Source organism: Pseudomonas sp. MF6747 (assembly GCF_963890955.1).
Lineage (GTDB): Bacteria > Pseudomonadota > Gammaproteobacteria > Pseudomonadales > Pseudomonadaceae > Aquipseudomonas.
On the sequence record NZ_CAWPSZ010000015.1, the window covers coordinates 1 to 17,446 of the forward strand.

Consider the following 17,446-nt stretch of genomic DNA (forward strand, 5'->3'; position numbering starts at 1 on the left):
GAGTAATTGGGGGCCGGGGGGACGGCGGCGGCAGGCGCTTGGCATAGAGGTTCAAGGTTTGCGTGCGGCCATCCAGGGCAAAACGAGCGTATTGCGGCGTCAGGTGTTCCAGGCGCCAGCCGTTGGGCAGCGTCTGGCCCAGGCGCACGGTCAGCGGACGGCCGTCGGCCTGCTTGAGCATCGCCAGTTGCAGGTTGCCGGTGATCATGATGCCGCTGAGGGTCAGGTTGGCCAGGCTCGAGACCCGGGCTTTGCCCACCACGCTGTCGGGGCTGCGATCAGGGCTGAACAGCGGCGTTTGCCAGGTGGCGGCAAGGCTGTCGAGCGTGACGCTTGGCGCCACGCGCGCACTGACCGCAGGGTGCGCGCGCGCGACGGGTTCGGGCAGCCACTGCGGTTCATCACCGATGCTGCTGAGGATGACCGCCATCAGCACGCCGAGTACCCCGGCCAAGCCGAGCAAGCCCCACTCCAGGGGGCGCAGGGCGCCGATCATCGCGCCACCTGCGGTTGCAGATAGCCGCGCACCAACAGGTGCACCAGCAGTTTTCCCGCCCCACCGGTGGCGGGCGCCTGCTGGCCACGGCGGATGCGCAGCTCATCCACAAACAAAAACGGCGGCTGGTACTCCAGCTCATGCAGCACGGCTTCCAAGGGCTCGATGGCGCAGTTCAGGGTCAGGCTGACTTTGACCTGGCGATACGGCTCGCCCTCGTCCTGCTCCGGGGTGATGGGCTTGCGTTGGGTCAGGCTGCAGCCGCCGCCGAGCGTGGCGTGGCTGTTGATCAGGTCGGCAAGGCGCTGCATCAGGTCGGCGGCCACTACGTCGGGGTCATCGCCCGGCAACAGGCTGGTGTTGCTCGCCGGGTCCTGGCGGGCCTGTTGAAGTTGCTGGCGCAGCGCATCGCCCTGGCGCACCACGCCGGCGTAGCGTTGCTGCTGCTCGCGCAACTGCTCGGCCTGTTCGCCCATGTCACGCAAGGGGCCGGCGAACCAGCTGTCGATCAACAGCCAGTAGGCCGCGCCAACGACCACGGCCAGCAATAACAAGGCCGCGCCGCGACGTTCACGGGGTGTGAGGGGTCGGCGCATCGGCGGCCTCCTGGCGTAGGTGGGCACGCAAGGCAAACTGGTCCTTGCCGGTGCGCGCATCGGGTTGAATCACCCCTTCGAACTGGGCGTTTTCCAGGCTGTGGCAACCCTTGATGCGGGTGATCAGCGCGCTGGCCTTGGCGCTTTGCCCGGAGATGGAAATCTCGCCGTCCTTGACGTCCAACTGGTCGAGCCAGGTGTCGGCGGGCAGGCAGGTGGTGAGGTCATTGAGCAACGCGGCCAAGGGCGGCTGTGCCAGTTTGCGCTGGGTCAGGTATTGCGCCGCGCCACGGGTATTGAGCAGTTGCTGGCGCAGGGCGTGCACCTCGGCAACCTGGGCTTTTTGCTGCTGCACGCTGGCGTGCATGGCGTCGAGCACGCGCTGGCGGTCGTTGAGCCACAGCCACATCGCCGCAATCAGCAAGGCGCCGCACAGCCACGGCAGGCTGCGTTGCAGGCCTTTGCCGGAGTGGCGTTGGCGCGGTCGCAGCGGCACCGGGAGCAAGTCGATGCCTAGGTGGTTCACGTCCACCCGATGAGGGTGCACGCCGAGGGCGGCGCAGTCGGTGAGGATCTGGTCCAGCTGTTCGCGCAGGATCGCCACCAGGGTGACTTGCAGGTGCGTGGCGGTGCGTTGATCCTGGCGCGCGACAAAGTACAGCCGGTCAGCCTCGAAGGGCGTGTAGCGATCCAGCTCGTACCCGACCACGGCGTTCAGGTTGCGCGCGGCGGCCAGCGGCAGTTGCACGGTTTGCAGCAGCACCGCATCGGGCGCGAGCATCAGCACCAGGCGCGCGCTACCGAGTGCGACCGGTTCGCTCAGTGGCCAGTGGCAGACCTGCTCAGGCGGCTCGCTCAGGGCCAGCCATTTCGGTACACAGGCGCGCAACTCCGCGAGCCACAGGCGCCAGCCCTGTTGCAGCAGGCTGCCACGCCAGTGCCGGGCGATGGGTTCCAGTCGATTCATTCTTGCCAACGCAGCACCCGGTAGGGTTGCGCGCTGTCCTCCGAGGGGCTCAATAAAACAGTGAGTTGCAGGCGTGCCTGATAGCCGCCGGGACGCTGTGCGTGGCTGTCGACCACCAGCACCACACCTGGGTCGGCGCCTTCGGCGTTCTGGCGCGGCAAGTTCAGCGCCTTGCGCATCAGCGGGCTGGCGAAGGCCGGGTCGGGTCGATCCAGGTCACTCCACAGGGTGATTTGCGGCAGCAATTGGCTGTACAGGGTTTGTGTCATGCCGGGCAGCTGGCGCACTTCTTCCAGCACCCGAAACGGCGGCAGGCCGTGCTTGCGGCGCGCCTCGAAGGCTTTGATCAATTGGTCGGCCTGGGCCTGGGTGGCGCCGCAGGCCAGGGCCAGGCGCATCAAGTCATCGGCCTCGGCGTTGATCAGGTAAAGCTTGCCGCGCTCGCTGCGCAGGCTGACGTGCAACTGGGCATCGTCGAAGGTCAGCGCGATGTCACGGCCGTCGGCAATCCAGCGTCGATCGGCCATGACCAGGGCGATGCCGGCTTCGGCAGCCAGCACGGTCTGGGTGTGCTGGCGCAACCACAGGGCCTGGCGGCTTTGCAGCTGTACCCAACCGGCCAGGCCGCCGAGCAGCACGCTGAGCAAGGCCAGCGCCCACAGCACCAGCAACAGCGCGGCGCCGCGTTGGCGCCTCATTCCTCCAGCGCTCCGCTTGCGAGGTTCAGACGCAGGGCAATCACCTGGGTAACCCACGGCAGCGGGCCGTCGACGCGCGCGGCAATGCGCACCGCAGCGGGCAAACGCTTGGGCCACGGCCATTGGCTGACCCATCCGGTGGCTTGGCCCAAAGGCGATACGCCGCGGTAACTGAACTGCACGTCCTGGAGGTTCTTGAGCAGCACTTGCGGCTCACTGCGGGCGACGTTGGTGTGCGATTCGAGCTGAGAAAACGACACCTGCAACGCCTGTTTTTGCACTTGCAGCGTGAACCGCTGAATGCCGCCGCCGAGCACACCCGGCAGCGTCGCCACAAACTGCAATCGCTGGGGCATGCCGACAAAAAAACCATCGGTCTGGCTGTCATCTTCGGTCACGTCCAGCGGCAGCGCTTCACTGATCGCCGTGCGTAAAAACTGCTGGGCGGCGCGCATCTCATCCAGGCTGGTGGTGTAGCGCTGGGCCTTGGACACGGCACGATTGGCGCCCAGCAACGCGCCGCCCACCAGCACCAGCAACACCGCGAGCAGGCTCAGCACCACGAGGATTTCCAGCAAGGTGAAGCCCTGCTCGCGGCGCTTCACAGGCGCGCCTTCAAGGTACTGAAACGAGCCTGGTGCGGCCCTTCGCTGACGGTCAGGTCGAGGCGAAACACGTGGGGCTGTTGTCGGGTCTGGGTCAGTTGCCAGTGGATGCCCTGCAGGTCACCTTCACTGACCCCCTCAGTCAGCGGCCCCGCCGCCTCTTGGTCGAGCACCGTCAACGCCGCATGGGTGAGGCGGTCGCTGTGGGCGACTTGCGACAACGAGCGCGCGCTTTGGCCAAAGGCGACCAGCAACACTGTGCCGCACACTGCCATCAAGGTCAGCGCGGCGAGCATTTCAATCAGGGTGAAGCCCGTCTGGTATTTCATGGCAGCGCCCTGGACTGCACGCTGCCGGTCAGCCAGCCCACGTCGATGCGCCAGCGCCGGCTGCCATTGGCCAACAACAGGTGGCCGCCGGCTGAGCTGCCGTCGGGGTAAAACTCGACAGCCGAGCCCGCCTGTTCGGCAGTGTGCAGGCTCACGTGCAACTCAGCCGGCCAGCGTTGCAGCGCGCGGCCCGGTGCCTGGAAGGTCATTTTTTGCAGATCGAACTCAGTGCGCGCCACCGCGCCGCTGACAACCGCCCCGGCCCGCGTGGTGCGCAACGCATCGACCATCTGCCCGACCACACGGCGCTCTTGCGCCGCCTGCAAACCCTGGCGCACGCCCAACCCCAACAACCCGGTGGCGAGGCCGATCAACAGGATGACCACCAGCATTTCCAGCAGGGTAAAGCCGCGCTGGGCCATGGCGAGGTTATTCCCAGTTGCCCAGGTCGGCGCTGTAGCCATCGCCGCCCGGCTGGCCGTCCTGACCGTAGAAAATCAGGTCGAAGGCGCCGTGCTCGCCCGGGTAGCGATAGCCGAAGGCATGGCCGAACGGGTCCTTGAGGTCGGATGGCTTGGCGTAGGGGCCGGCCCAGCTGGCTGCGTTGGCGGGCTTGTCCACCAGCTGTTGCAGGCTGTTGGGCGGTGCGCCGACGTCGAGGGCATAGCTGTCGATTTTCATGCTCAGGCCGGCCAGTTGCGCCTTGCCTGCGCCGTACTTGCCCTTGTCCACGTTGCCGCCGACCTGGCGCACCACAATGGTTGCGACAATGCCCAGCAACACGATCACCGCGAGCATTTCGAGCAGGGTGAAACCGCTTTGGCGGCGTGTCGATCTGAGTTGAAGGTGTCGCATGGGAGTGGCTCCTTGAAGGTTCATATATTGCTGGTCAGGCTCATCAGCGGCAGCATGATCGCCAGCATGATCACCGCCACCAGCACGGCCATGACCACGGTCAGCGACGGCACCAGCGCGGCGAGCAGGCGGTCGATGCCGCGTTTGGCTTCGACGTCGAACACCTCGGCGACCTTGAGCAGGATGCTGTCCAGTTCACCGGCCTGTTCGCCGACTTCAATCATTTGCAGGGCCAGGTCTGGCAGCAGCGGTTGCGCGCCGAACGCGCTGGCGAGGGTGCCGCCGCCTTTTACCGATTCCGCCGCCTCCGCCACTTGGGCTTGCAGCGCCCGGTTGGTGCAGACTTGGCGGGCAATGACGAGTGCCTGCAGCAAGGCCACGCCGTTGCTGAGCAGGGTGCCGAGGGTGCGCGTCAGTCGGGCTGCTTCGACGCGTTGCAGCAGCGGGCCGATCACACGAATGCCGAGCAGGCGGCGGTCATAGCGCTGCCTGCGCAGCGGATCACGCAGGCGTGCCGCCACGATCCAGATGGCCGCAACCAGCGCGCCCAGAACCCACAAGCCATAAGCGCCGAGGAACTGGCCAAGCGCAATAATGACCTCGGTGATCAGCGGAATCGGCACGCCCAGGTCCTGGAAAATCGGCACGAATTGCGGCACCACGTACGCCAGCAACAGCGCCAGCGAACCCACCACACCGACCACCAGGAACGCCGGGTAGATCAGCGCATTGATGACGTCGCCGCGCAGCAACTGGCTGCGTTCCAGATAGTCGCCCAACTGGTGCAAGGTGCTTTCCAGCGCGCCACCGGCCTCACCGGCGCGCACCATGCTCAAGTACAGCGCCGAGAACGTGTCGCCCTCCTCCTCCAGTGCGGCGGATAACGGCTTGCCCGCCTTGACGTGGTCGCGGATACGCTCGATCAGCGCCCGCACCTGGGGTTGGCCGGGTTGCCTGAGCAGCAGGCCCAGCGAACGCTCAAGTGGCTGGCCGGCGCCGAGCAACGTGGCCAATTGCTGGGTAAAGCTCACCAGGGCCGCGCCCTTCAACGGCCCGCGCGCAGTGCGCAGCAGCGGGCTGCCGGCCACTTCGATGTGCAACAGCATTAAACCGCGTTTGTGCAGGACGGCGATGGCCGCCGCCTGGTCCTGGGCTTGCAGCGTGCCGTTGTGGGCCACGCCCTGGCTGTCCAGCGCGCGAAACCTGAACAGGCTCACGCGCCCTCTCCACGGGTGACGCGCAGCACTTCTTCCAGCGAGGTGACGCCCGCCAGCGCCTGGCGCAGGCCTTCTTCATGCAAGGTGCGCAGACCGGCGCGGCGCGCGGCCTGCTCCAGCGTGGCGGCGTCGGCGTGGCGCATCAACAGGCTGCGCAGTTCGTCGTTCATCACCAGCAATTCGGTGATTGCACTGCGACCGCGATAGCTGCCCTTGTAGAGCAGGATCGGGCGCTGGTCGGTCAAGCGATCCAGGCCATGTTCTTCGATCAGTTCCGGCGCGGCTTCAAATGCCACGCGGGTCGCCGGGTCCAGGCGCCGTACCAGGCGCTGGGCGAGAATGCCGCTGACCGTCGAGGCGATCAGGTAGCTTTCCACGCCCATGTCCAGCAAGCGCGTGATGCTCGCGGCGGCGCTGTTGGTGTGCAGGGTAGAGAGCACAAGGTGACCGGTGAGCGAGGACTGGATGGCGATGCGGCAGGTCTCCAGGTCGCGGATTTCGCCGACCATGATCACGTCCGGGTCCTGGCGCACGATGGAGCGCAGCGCGCCGGCGAAGTCCAGGCCAATGGCGGGCTTGACCTGGATCTGATTGATGCCTTCGAGCTGGTATTCCACCGGGTCTTCGACGGTGATGATCTTGCGTTCAGCGGTGTTGAGCCGCGACAACGCGGTGTAGAGCGTAGTGGTTTTGCCCGAGCCGGTGGGCCCGGTGACCAGCAGGATGCCGTGAGGACGTTCGAGCAGGTCGAGAAACGCCGCCAGGCGCTGGCCGTCAAAACCCAGGCTTTGGAAGTCGAACTGCACGGTTTGCCGGTCGAGCAGGCGCATCACCACCGATTCGCCGAAGCTGGTGGGCACCGTGGACACGCGCAGGTCCAGCGCCTTGCCCTGCACACGCAGCATGATCCGCCCGTCCTGGGGCAGGCGCCGTTCGGCGATATCCAGGCGCGCCATGATCTTGACCCGTGAGATCACCGCCGCAGACGAACTGGCGGGCGGCGCTTCGGCGTCGTGCAGTACACCGTCGATGCGGTAACGCACCTTGAGCTGGTTTTCGAAGGGTTCGATGTGGATATCCGACGCGCGCTGTTCCACCGCACGCTGCAGGATCAGGTTGACCAGGCGAATCACCGGCGCTTCGGAGGCCATGTCCTTGAGGTGTTCGATATCTTCCAGCGCCCCGCCCTGCTCATCGAGGTTTTCGATCAGGGTGCCCATGGCGGAGCGGCCCTGGCCGTAGTAACGCTCGATCAGCGTGTCGACTTCAGTGCGCGGGCCGATGGCCAGCCACACCGGCACCTGGCAGGCGTAGGCCAGGGCTTGAAAGGGATAGAGGTGCGCCGGGTTGGCCGCCAATACGCGCAGGCCACCTTGCGCCCAGCCCATGGGCACCACTTGGTAGTGGCGCATAAAGCGTTCGGTGAGGGCGGGCAACGGGTCGAGCAGCGGCGGCGCGGCATCGGCCAGCAACAGCGGCGCGCCAAGCAGGTCCGCCCAGGCGCGGGCCAGTTCGATTTCGGAGACCAGCCCCAGACGCGCGAGCAGCCCGAGCAGGTCGCCGGCGTCCGTAGACAGACGCCGGGCGCGCTCCAGGTCGACCGTTTTCAGCCCGGCGTGCCGCATCAGCCACGCGCACACGTGGTCGGTGTGCGGGATCTGCAGAGTGCAGGCATCGGTGGGCATTGACGACATAGTGTGGGGTGTCTAGTTGCGAGAAAGTATGGCTATTTGGAACTACTGGCCAATACCGGAGAAGTGCCATTAGTTCGCCACGCCGCAGTCGGGGTTAACCGGGTTAATCGACTGAAAGTTGTAAATCTAGTTCCTGATGGCTGGAAACAAACTGAAAAGAATACGTATTGGCTGTCCCGGATTTCCGGTACAGCCCTTGATTTAGAGCCTTTGAGTGAATCAACAGAATTGGGCTAGTTGCAATTAGCCACTTCGCTAGTTATTCAAGTGCTCTCACGTTCAATCAAGCGACACTCCAGAAGATTCAATCGCACAACTTCATCCTCCACCGGTAGAACACCCAAACTTTCAAGTACCCGCGTGGCGGCTAATATTCCGATTTCCAGGGCCGGCGGTTTTATCGTGCTCAGACTCGGCAAAAGCATTTCGGCAAAGGGGTAATCACCAAAACCGAGCACGGCGCAGTCTTGCGGGATGTTCAATCCGGCACGCTGGCCCGCCAGCAAACCACCGGCGGCGAGGTTGTCGTTGGCGAAGAAAATCGCATCCGGCGGCGTGGCGTGGCTCATCAGCACCTGCATTGCCTGCTTGCCGGCTTCGAAAGGCGCCAGGTCCGCCTCCGGGGCATACACCCAAGGCTGCATACCCAGTTCGGTGACAGTGGCGGCATAACCGTCGCGCCGCTCCAGCGCGCTGAAGTCGCCGGGCGCACTGTTCTGCACGAAGGCGATACGCCGATACCCTTTGGCATGCAGGTAGCGCGCAGCGCGGACGCCCACCTCGTAATGGGAGAAGCCAATCTGCAAGGGTTCGCGCGCGGGCACGTAATCCCAGGTTTCCACCACCGGAATGTCTGCCTCAGCGATCATCTTTTCAGTGCCCGCGCTGTGGAAACGACTGGTCAGCACCAACGCCGCCGGTGACCACCCGAGAAACGCGCGCACCGCGCTTTCTTCCTGGTCGGCGCTGAAGTAACTGGACGCCAATAGCAGCTGATAACCATGGCGGCTCAGCGTGTCACTGAAGCCCTGAATGGTGTTGGCGAAGATCGGCCCGGAGATGTTGGGAATCACCATGGCCACGATGCGACCGCGCGCCGAGGCCAACCCGCCGGCCACCAGATTGGGCACATAACCCAACTCGGCCACCACCGCTGCGATGCGCTCCCGGCGCTCTGGCGAGACCTGCTCTGGCTGATTGAAATAGCGCGACACGGTGATCGCCGACACCCCGGCCTGGCGCGCCACGGTATTGAGAGTGACGCGCCCGGCGCCACGGCGTTTGCGCGGTTTTTCTTCGCTCAAGAGGCAATCCTGTTAAACACAAAAAGGCATATAGGACTAATTTTTTAGTATTTGACGCTCTAAACCAGACCTACCAATAATGCCGATGTTAGCGCTAACAAAGCGCTTTGTCTGCTACTCGCTCGAGCGAATGCCCAAGACACGACACAGGCGCTGACGGTCGCAGAACCGCAGCGGTTCAGGGCATTTTTCGAGCGGGCACAGCATGCACAACTTTCCAGGTCACACTCATTTATTGTTTCTCGCCGGGCTGACCGCCCTCCCCGCGCCGGGCGTATTTGCTGCCGATACGCAGGAGCCCACGCTCAAATCCGTCACGGTCACCGCGACGCGGCGTGAAGAGTCGCTGCAAAAAGTCCCGGTGGCGGTTTCGGTGCTCGATGGCGAGCAACTGGAGCGCGACAACCGCAACGGCGTGGCGAGCATCGTGCAGCAAGTGCCGTCGCTGAACTTTCGCACCGGCGCGTCGAACAAGGACACCTCGTTGTTCGTGCGCGGCGTGGGCACCATTTCCACCTCCCCAGGCGTTGAACCGACCGTGGCCACAGTGATCGACGGCGTGGTCTATGCGCGTCCGGGCCAGGCCACGCTCGACCTGCTGGACCTTGAGCGCATCGAAGTGCTGCGCGGCCCGCAAGGCACCCTGTTCGGCAAGAACGCCTCGGCCGGTGTACTGAACATCACCAGCAAGGCCCCCACCGCCGAGACCCACGGCTATATCGATCAGTCGTATTACAGCGGCAATGAAAGCCGCACGCGTTTCGGCATTGGCGGCAGCCTGGTGCCGGAGGTGCTCAAGGGCTCGATCAGCACGCTGTTCGGCAGTTACGACGGTAATGTGGATAACAAAAACAACGGCCAGGAGGTCAACGGCTACAACCACAAAGGTATTCGCGGCAAGCTGGAATTCACCCCCAGTGACGAGGTGAAACTGACCTTGATCGCCGACTATATGCAGGACCACGATGACGGCCCGAACGGCGTGGTGAGCAAGTCGCTGACACCCGCGTTTGCCAATGCGTTGAGCCCGGTGCCTGCGTCCAGCGACAACCGCAATATCAACACCGACACGCGCAGCCATGTCGAAGACACCAATAAAGGGTTATCGGCGCAGCTGGACTGGAACCTGGGCGACTACACCCTGACCTCGATCACCGCCTGGCGCGGCTGGGACAACACCCAATACCAGGATGGCGACCGCCTAAGCACCGTAACCGCCGCCTTCCCCGGCACCGCCGACAAGGGCGAGTTGGCCTTCGACCAGTACTCCCAGGAACTGCGCCTGGCCTCGCCCAAGGGTGAATTCCTGGAGTACGTCGGTGGCCTGTTCTACATGCATGGCAAGGACGAAGAGACCTACCAGCGCACGCTAACCACCCCGACGCGCACCGACCGGGGCATTGCCGACTACAGCACCACCAGTGACAGCTACGCGGCATTCGGTGAAACCACGCTGAATTTCACCTCACGCTTTCGCGGCATCGCCGGCCTGCGGTATACCCACGACGACCTGAAATACGATCACCGCCGCGTTTCCACCTCCGCCACCACGGTGAGTGGCATTCAACCTTCCACCCGCAGTGCCGGTTCGGTAGACGAGGACGGCTGGTCTGGGCGGCTGGGCGTGCAATTCGACCTCAGCGACAGCATCACCAGCTACCTGACCTACTCACGTGGCTACAAAGGCCCGGCGTACAACGTGTTTTTCAACATGCAGCCGCGCGACACCAATGCGCTCAAGCCGGAAACCTCCAATACCTGGGAAGCCGGGATCAAGGCCACCAGCTGGAACAATCGCCTGACCACCAACCTTGCGGTCTTCCACAGCGACTACGACAACTACCAGGCCAACTTTTTCGACACGGTCGCAGGCCAAGTCGTGACGCGCCTGATCAACGCCGGCAGCGTCAGCACTGAAGGTGTCGAACTTGATTACGCCTTGCAGGCCACCCAGCAACTCAAGCTGTCCGGGGCCCTGGCTTACACCCGTGCGCGTATTGACGAATTCGCCTGCCCCGCCGGTGCGGCGGCAACGTGCAACGTGAATGGCAAACCGCTGCCGTTCAGCCCGGACTGGAAGAGCTACGTGCGCGCCGACTACAGCATCCCGCTGGAGAACGGCCTGGACGTCGAACTGGGCACCGACTACAGCTGGCAGAGCGAAGTGCAGTACGACATCAGCCAGAACGTCGACACCAAACAAGGCGCCTATGGCATCTGGAACGCCAGCGTGGCCCTGGCCGATTACAGCAATGGCTGGCGCGTGGCGCTGCTGGCGAAGAACCTCGCCGACAAGTCTTATTCACCGCTGCTGGCCAGCGGCGGCAACTACATCTACCGCGCCGTGCCCCGTGACGATGAACGTTACTTCGGCGTGCAACTGCGTAAGGATTTTTAAGCATGAGCCGTCAATTGAAACTCGGCGCCTTTCTCATGGCCACCGGGCACCACGTCGCCGCCTGGCGCCACCCGGACGTGCCGGCCAACGCCGGGCTGGATTTCGCCCAGTACAAACGCCTGGCGCAGATCGCCGAGGCGGCCAAGTTCGACGCGCTGTTTGTGGCCGACAGCATTGCCGCCGCCACGGGTGACATCGCCAGCCAGATGGCGCGTTCGGATCACTTCGAGCCGCTGACATTGCTCTCGGCGTTGAGTGCGGTAACGGCGCATATCGGCCTGATCGCCACGGCGACCACCAGCTACAACGAGCCCTACCACGTGGCCCGCAAATTCGCCTCGCTGGACCACCTGTCCGGCGGGCGCGCGGGCTGGAACCTGGTGACCTCGGACAATGCCGCCGAGGCGCAGAATTTTGGCCGGGACGAACACCTGGGCCATCGCGAGCGTTACAGCCGGGCGCGGGAATTTCATCAGGTAGTGACCGGGCTGTGGGACAGCTGGGAAGACGACGCTTTTGTGCGCAACAAGGCCAGCGGCCACTACTATGACCCGGCGAAATTGCATGTGCTGGACCACGTCGGCGAGTATTTCCGGGTCAAGGGTCCGTTGAACGTGGCCCGCTCGCCGCAGGGCCAGCCGGTGGTCGTGCAGGCGGGTTCTTCCGAAGCCGGCCGGGAGCTGGCCGCGCAGACCGCCGAGGTGGTGTTCACCGCGCAAACGTCGCTGGCCAGTGCGCAGGCGTTTTATGCCGACCTCAAAGGGCGCCTGGGCGGCTATGGGCGTGAGGCCGACGCGCTGAAAATCATGCCCGGCGTGTTTGTGGTGGTGGGGCCAACCGAGGCTGAGGCACAGGCGAAATTCGAGGCGTTCCAGGCGTTGGTCGAGCCCGAGGTGGGCGTGGCCTTGCTGGGGCGGATGCTGGGTAATTTCGACCTGTCCAAGTACCCGTTGGACGGGCCGTTGCCGTCGCTGCCATTGACCGACAGTGGGCAACGCAGCCGCCAGCAATTGCTCAGTGACCTGGCGAGCCAGGAGCAACTGACGCTGGCACAACTGGGCCGGCGGATTGCCGGTGGTCGCGGGCATTACAGCCTGATCGGCACGCCGCTGCAGATTGCCGATGAGCTGCAACGCTGGTTCGAAAACGGTGCGGCCGACGGTTTCAATATCCTGGTGCCGCATTTGCCGGGAGGGCTTGAGGATTTTGCCCAATGGGTGGTGCCCGAGCTGCAGCGGCGCGGCCTGTTCCGGACCGAATACACCGGCAGCACACTCAGGGAACACCTCGGTTTAGTGCGCCCGGCGAATCGTTTCAAGGCGGCTCAGGCATGAAAATCCCTTTGCTGTTGCTGACTCTGCTGGCCGTCCCCCACACCGCGCTGGCGGCCGACCCCGCCACCCTGCGCATCGGCTATCAGAAAGGCTCTATCGCCCTGGTACTCGCCAAGGAACATGGTTTGCTGGAAAAGCGCTTTGCGCACACCGCGGTGAAATGGGTCGAGTTTCCCGCCGGCCCTCAGATGCTCGAAGCGCTGAACGTGGGCGCACTGGATGTAGGCTCTACCGGCGATATCCCGCCGCTGTTCGCACAAGCGGCCGGTGCCGACCTGGTCTACATCGGCGCCGAACCACCCAAGCCAACCGCCGAAACAATCCTGGTGCGCAACGACAGCCCGCTGCACTCGGTTGCCGACCTCAAAGGCAAGAAAGTGGCGTTCCATAAGGGCTCCAGCGCCCACAACCTGATCCTGCGCGCCTTGAATAAAGCCGGCCTGCGCTATCAGGATATTCAACCGGTGTACTTGCCCCCGGCCGACGCCCGCGCCGCGTTCGAGCAAGGTAGCGTGGACGCCTGGGCGATCTGGGAACCCTATTCGTCATTGGCGTTGAGCCAGAGCCCGAGCCATGTGCTGGCCAACGGCGAGGGCCTGGGTTTGTCGGGGCCGATGTACAGCGCGCGGCGTGAGTATGCGCAGGCGAACGGCGCGTTTATCCATGCGCTGCTGGGTGAACTCACTGCCGCTGAAGCGCTCACCCGCAGCCAGCGTGAAGACAGCTTGAAGGTGCTGACCGTCTTTATGGGCCTGCCTGCCGAGGTAATTGCCCGCTATATGGATAACCGCCCGCCTTCGCCGATCCTGCCGATTGACGAGACGATTGTGCAGGCACAGCAGGCGACGGCGGATCTGTTTTATCAGAACCGTTTGTTGCCCAAGGCCATTGAAGTGAAGAAAACCGTGTGGAGCGCTGAAGCCAACTGAGGCCCAGCCGTGCGGGAGCGGGATTGCTCGCGAACAGCGCGTGTCAGCCAACACATCAGGTGACTGACCCACCGCATTCGCGAGCAAGCCCGCTCCCACAGTTTTTGACTGCATTTCACATCAAGTCATCCGGGCACGGCGGTCAGTAGCAGGCTAAACACGGTCAACCTGTGGGAGCTGGCTTGCCTGCGATAGCGGTGGATCAGCCAGTTTAGTTAGCACAGACCCACCGCTTTCGCAGGTACGCCAGCTCCCACACTTTGAATGACGTCAGGCTTGATTTCGGGTGCTTTTTTCCACGAGGCACATCGGTGTGCCGGCCACCGGCTCGCGCATGATCTGCACCTGCACATCGAATACTTGACGCATCAGTTCGGCGCTGATGACTTCGGCGGGCGCGCCGTGCGCGACCAGTTTGCCGGCGTGCATCACCGCCAGGTGGTCGGCATAGCGGCAGGCCTGGTTGATGTCGTGGAGCACGGTGATTACGGTCTTGCCTTCGGCGGCCAGTTCGCCCATCAGGTCGAGCAGTTCGACCTGGTGACTGATGTCGAGGTAGGTGGTGGGTTCGTCGAGCAGCACCACCGGTGCGTTCTGCGCCAGCACCATGGCCAGCCACGCGCGTTGGCGCTGGCCTCCGGACAAGTCCGCCAGGGCGCGGTCGGCCAGGGCGTCGAGTTCCAGGCGCTGCATGGCTTGTGTCACGTGGGCCTGGTCGTTGCCACTCAGGCGCCCCCACAGCGAGTTGTGCGGGCTGCGGCCGTAAGCGATCAGTTGGCGCACGCTGACGCCCTCCGGCACCGGCAGCACCTGGGGCAAAAATGCGATCTGTTGTGCCAGTTGGCGGGCGGACAGGCTGGCGTAGGCGTGATCCCCCAACGTCAACTCGCCCTGGGTTGGCTTGAGGATGCGCGCGAAGGCCTTGAGCAAGGTGGACTTGCCGCAGCCATTGGGCCCGATCAACGCAGTGACACGCCCCGGTGGCGGCGCGAACGACAAACCCTGCACGATGCGCGTGGCGCCGTAGCCGATGTCGAGTTGATGTGCTTTTAAAATGCTCATGTCATCAGCCCTTGAACCGTGCCAGCAACCAAAGAAAGTACGGCGCGCCGATCACCGCCGTCAGAACCCCTGCGGGGATTTCGCTGGGCGCGATCAGTGTGCGCCCGAGGGTGTCGGCCAGCACCAGCAACAGCGCGCCGATCAGCATCGCCGCCGGCAGCACATACAGGTGATGCCCGCCGACCAGCCGCCGCGCCATGTGCGGCGCGACCAGGCCGATAAACCCAATCGGCCCGATCACCCCCACGCCCAGGCTGGTCAGGACCACCGCGCACGCCATCGCCAGCCAACGCGTGCGGGTCAGTGCGGTGCCCAGGCTGTGGGCGGCTTCGTCACCCAGGGCGATCAGGTTCAGCGGTTTGGCCAGGCACAGGCCCAACGGAATCAGCAGCAGAAACGGCAGCACCAGCGCCACGTGGTGCCAGTTGCGGCTCCACAAACTGCCGGTCAATGCGAGCAAGGCGGTGTTGATATCCAGCGGATGGGAGAGGATCAGAAACTCGGTCACGCTGGACAACGTGACCGCAATCGCCACGCCCGACAGCGCGAAACGCACCCCGGAAAAACTCACGCCGGTGTTGTACAGCGCGAGCAGCAAGGCGCCACCGGCACCGCCGAGGCAGGCCACCAGGGGCAGCCAGGCAATCGGCATGTGCGGCCAGCCGATGATCGCCACCGTGAGTGCCAGCCCGGCGCCCTGAGTGACGCCGAGGATTTCCGGCGAGGCCAGCGGGTTGCGAATCACACCCTGGACGATCGCCCCGGCCAGGCCGAACGCGCAGCCGGCGAGGATGGCGATCAGGCTGCGTGGCAGGCGATGGTTCCACACTTCGAAGTCGAGGGCGTTGTGGGCCAACAGGCGGTCCAGCACCGTTTCCGGCGTGAGCCACACCGTGCCGGCACTGAGGCTGACACCGGTCGCCACCAGCAACATGCCGAGCAGCAGCCATAGGCGCAATCGGGGTTGGCTCATAGCGCGCGCCTGGCAAGAAAGAGGAAGAACGGCGCACCGATCAGCGCGGTCACCACACCCGCCGGGGTCTCCACCGGAAAGGCCACGGCGCGGCTGAGCAGGTCGGCGCCGAGTACGATCACCGCGCCCAGGGCCGCACTCAGCGGGATCAGCCAGCGGTAGTCATTGCCAAGAAATTGCCGAATGATATTCGGCGCGATCAGCCCGACAAAACCGATGGGGCCGACGGCGCAGACGCTGGCCCCCACCAGCAACAGGCTGGCGAAAAATACCTGCAGACGCAGGCTGGCGATGCCCACGCCCAGCGAGCGTGCAGCGTCTTCGCCCAGGTTGATCAGGTTCAGGCGCGGCGCGCACCACAGCGCCCACAGGCCGCCGATCAAGGTGCAAGGCCAGAGTAATTGCACCTGTGCCGCGCCGACGTTGGCCAGGGAACCGGCCAGCCAGTTCAGCACGCTCTGTGCCTGAGCCTCGACCAGAATCACCGTGAGCCGGGTCAATGCTGCGCACAGCGCCGCCACGGCCACGCCGGCCAATACCAGCCGACCTTGAGCAGTGGTTGGCGACCACGCACCGCCCAGACTGAATACGGTGACCCAGGCCAAGGCGCCGCCCACGCAGGTCATCAACAATGCGCCGCCGGCAAAGGGTGGCGCGACCAAGCCGGTCGAAAACAATGCCAATCCGAGCGCCGCACCCGCCGTTACGCCAAACAGCGACGGCGATGCCAGACGGTTGCGGGTAATCCCCTGCATGAGCGCACCGGCCAGGCCCAGGCAGGCCCCGACCAATGCCGCGCATACCGCTCGCGGCACCCGCAACTGGGCGACGATATAGGCCATATTGCCGCCCACGCTGCCCTGGTGAACCAAGCCATTCCAGGCATCCGCCGCCGTGATGGTGAACGGTGACCAGCTGTACAAAGAAAGCCAGAACACTAAAGCGCCCAGCAGCACGATACTCGCCGCCGCGAGACTTCGGCCCATGCTTATTGGCTCAGTACGGCTTTGCCGCCTTTGAGAATTGCCAGGGCGTCTTCGGCGATTTGCTCCGAGGCCAACACACCGCGATTGCGCGCCCAGCTGTCGCCGTCGACTTCGGCCACATGGTGGTTACGCACCGCACCGAGCACTTGCCACAGCGGCTGCTTGCTCCAGGTGTCGACGATGCTTGGGCGGCGGTAGTGGCCGACCAGCAACCAGCCCGGGTCCAGCGCGAGCAATTGCTCCAGGCTGACAAACTCGGTGGGGGCGGCTTTGGCGCGCACCGACGGGACTTTCAGGCCGATGGCCTGCAGCACGCTGCCGGCGTAGGAGTCCGGGCCGTGCACGGAAAAGCTGTCTTCCCGGGCGACGCCAAACAGCACGCTGGCACCGGTGGGTATCTGCTTGGCAATTGCCTGCAAATGCTCGCGGTTCTGCGCGATACGCGCCTCCATCTGCGGGCTTTTGCCCAGGGCCTTGCCGATCAGCTCGGCGGATTTGAGGCTGCCTTCGTAATCCTCACCGCGCGAAGGCAACAGCAAGGTTGGCGCGATGCTCGACAGGTCGCTGTATAGCGCCTGGTGACGATTGAGATCGGCGACGATCAGGTCCGGCTTGAGCCGGGCGATTTCCTCGATGCTCGGCTGCGAGCGCAGGCCCACGGATGTCCATTGGCCGATGGCCTGGCGCACGCGCGGCAACACTCGGTTGGCGTCGCCATCATCGGCAGCGCCTACGGGCGTAACGTCAACGGCGGCGAGGCTGTCGAGAAAGGAAAACTCCAGCACCACCACGCGCTTGGGCGCATCCGGCAAGTGCACTGCGTGCTGGCCATCATTGAGGTCGATGGGCGCGGCGCTTAACACACTGGATGAGAACGCCAGGAGGCAGGCGGCAAGGGTCGGGATGGAGCGCAACATTCGCATGACAGGGACCTCGGCGTTGGAACACCCCGGCTGGACAGGCTGGGGAAAACGGCGGGTACTATTCCATATCAGGGCGATGC

18 protein-coding genes are annotated in these 17,446 nt (G+C 64.4%); 3 read left to right on the top strand and 15 right to left on the bottom strand.

Going from position 1 to position 17,446, the window contains the following annotated elements; all coding sequences use genetic code 11:
* From AACW30_RS15950 to AACW30_RS16000, 11 genes are all read right to left on the bottom strand, one after another.
* Positions 1–496 (bottom strand): general secretion pathway protein GspN (locus AACW30_RS15950; RefSeq protein WP_200625280.1); only part of this gene is annotated, 496 nt, incomplete at its 3' end.
* Positions 493–1,092, bottom strand: coding sequence for a type II secretion system protein GspM (gspM, locus tag AACW30_RS15955; protein ID WP_200625281.1), 600 nt, complete (start codon positions 1,090–1,092; stop codon positions 493–495). The genes gspM and AACW30_RS15950, both read right to left, overlap by 4 nt.
* Positions 1,067–2,059 carry a type II secretion system protein GspL gene (locus tag AACW30_RS15960; RefSeq protein ID WP_200625282.1) on the bottom strand — a complete coding sequence of 331 codons (993 nt, stop codon included), beginning with the start codon at positions 2,057–2,059 and terminating at the stop codon, positions 1,067–1,069. Before AACW30_RS15960 ends, gspM begins: the two co-directional genes overlap by 26 nt.
* Positions 2,056–2,757: a general secretion pathway protein GspK gene (locus AACW30_RS15965; RefSeq protein WP_106580556.1), complete on the bottom strand. Its 702-nt coding sequence runs from the start codon at positions 2,755–2,757 to the stop codon at positions 2,056–2,058. Before AACW30_RS15965 ends, AACW30_RS15960 begins: the two co-directional genes overlap by 4 nt.
* Positions 2,754–3,362, bottom strand: coding sequence for a prepilin-type N-terminal cleavage/methylation domain-containing protein (locus AACW30_RS15970; protein WP_106580555.1), 609 nt, complete (start codon positions 3,360–3,362; stop codon positions 2,754–2,756). The genes AACW30_RS15965 and AACW30_RS15970 overlap by 4 nt, the downstream gene beginning before the upstream one ends.
* Positions 3,359–3,691, bottom strand: a complete 333-nt coding sequence (locus AACW30_RS15975; protein ID WP_106580554.1) for a type II secretion system protein — start codon at positions 3,689–3,691, stop codon at positions 3,359–3,361. The genes AACW30_RS15970 and AACW30_RS15975 overlap by 4 nt, the downstream gene beginning before the upstream one ends.
* A complete protein-coding gene (locus AACW30_RS15980; RefSeq protein WP_200625283.1) occupies positions 3,688–4,113 on the bottom strand; it encodes a pilus assembly FimT family protein in 426 nt (141 codons plus the stop codon). Before AACW30_RS15980 ends, AACW30_RS15975 begins: the two co-directional genes overlap by 4 nt.
* A 7-nt stretch (positions 4,114–4,120) precedes the next feature.
* Complete coding sequence (gspG, locus tag AACW30_RS15985) at positions 4,121–4,546, bottom strand: type II secretion system major pseudopilin GspG (RefSeq protein ID WP_124418014.1); 426 nt, start codon at positions 4,544–4,546, stop codon at positions 4,121–4,123.
* 20 nt (positions 4,547–4,566) lie between these two features.
* The gene (gene gspF, locus AACW30_RS15990) at positions 4,567–5,763 is read right to left on the bottom strand and encodes a type II secretion system inner membrane protein GspF (RefSeq protein ID WP_200625284.1); all 1,197 of its coding nucleotides are present in this window, start codon (positions 5,761–5,763) and stop codon (positions 4,567–4,569) included.
* The gene (gspE, locus tag AACW30_RS15995; RefSeq protein ID WP_106580550.1) at positions 5,760–7,457 is read right to left on the bottom strand and encodes a type II secretion system ATPase GspE; all 1,698 of its coding nucleotides are present in this window, start codon (positions 7,455–7,457) and stop codon (positions 5,760–5,762) included. The genes gspF and gspE overlap by 4 nt, the downstream gene beginning before the upstream one ends.
* A 263-nt stretch (positions 7,458–7,720) precedes the next feature.
* Complete coding sequence (locus AACW30_RS16000; protein ID WP_200625285.1) at positions 7,721–8,761, bottom strand: LacI family DNA-binding transcriptional regulator; 1,041 nt, start codon at positions 8,759–8,761, stop codon at positions 7,721–7,723.
* Positions 8,762–8,966: 205 nt separating this feature from the next.
* On the opposite strand from AACW30_RS16000, the gene AACW30_RS16005 reads away from it, so the two are divergent.
* Genes AACW30_RS16005 through AACW30_RS16015 form a run of 3 tightly spaced genes read left to right on the top strand, consistent with a single transcriptional unit; the run spans position 8,967 to position 13,422 of the window.
* On the top strand, positions 8,967–11,159 hold the full coding sequence (locus AACW30_RS16005) for a TonB-dependent receptor (protein ID WP_200625286.1): 2,193 nt from the start codon (positions 8,967–8,969) through the stop codon (positions 11,157–11,159).
* A 2-nt stretch (positions 11,160–11,161) separates the two neighbouring features.
* Complete coding sequence (locus tag AACW30_RS16010; RefSeq protein ID WP_200625287.1) at positions 11,162–12,493, top strand: LLM class flavin-dependent oxidoreductase; 1,332 nt, start codon at positions 11,162–11,164, stop codon at positions 12,491–12,493.
* Positions 12,490–13,422, top strand: a complete 933-nt coding sequence (locus tag AACW30_RS16015) for a sulfonate ABC transporter substrate-binding protein (protein WP_200625288.1) — start codon at positions 12,490–12,492, stop codon at positions 13,420–13,422. The genes AACW30_RS16010 and AACW30_RS16015 overlap by 4 nt, the downstream gene beginning before the upstream one ends.
* A 270-nt stretch (positions 13,423–13,692) precedes the next feature.
* On the opposite strand, the gene fecE is transcribed toward AACW30_RS16015, so the two are convergent.
* The 4 genes from fecE to AACW30_RS16035 are packed head-to-tail and all read right to left on the bottom strand — an operon-like array spanning position 13,693 to position 17,360.
* Positions 13,693–14,484, bottom strand: coding sequence for a Fe(3+) dicitrate ABC transporter ATP-binding protein FecE (gene fecE / locus AACW30_RS16020; protein WP_200625289.1), 792 nt, complete (start codon positions 14,482–14,484; stop codon positions 13,693–13,695).
* Between the two features lie 4 nt (positions 14,485–14,488).
* The gene (locus AACW30_RS16025) at positions 14,489–15,457 is read right to left on the bottom strand and encodes a FecCD family ABC transporter permease (protein ID WP_106580544.1); all 969 of its coding nucleotides are present in this window, start codon (positions 15,455–15,457) and stop codon (positions 14,489–14,491) included.
* Positions 15,454–16,443 carry an iron-dicitrate ABC transporter permease FecC gene (gene fecC / locus AACW30_RS16030; protein ID WP_106580543.1) on the bottom strand — a complete coding sequence of 330 codons (990 nt, stop codon included), beginning with the start codon at positions 16,441–16,443 and terminating at the stop codon, positions 15,454–15,456. Before fecC ends, AACW30_RS16025 begins: the two co-directional genes overlap by 4 nt.
* 2 nt (positions 16,444–16,445) lie before the next feature.
* Positions 16,446–17,360 (bottom strand): Fe(3+) dicitrate ABC transporter substrate-binding protein FecB, encoded by a 915-nt coding sequence (locus tag AACW30_RS16035; protein WP_372239742.1) that lies wholly within the window; start codon positions 17,358–17,360, stop codon positions 16,446–16,448.
* Between the last annotated feature and the right edge of the window lie 86 nt (positions 17,361–17,446).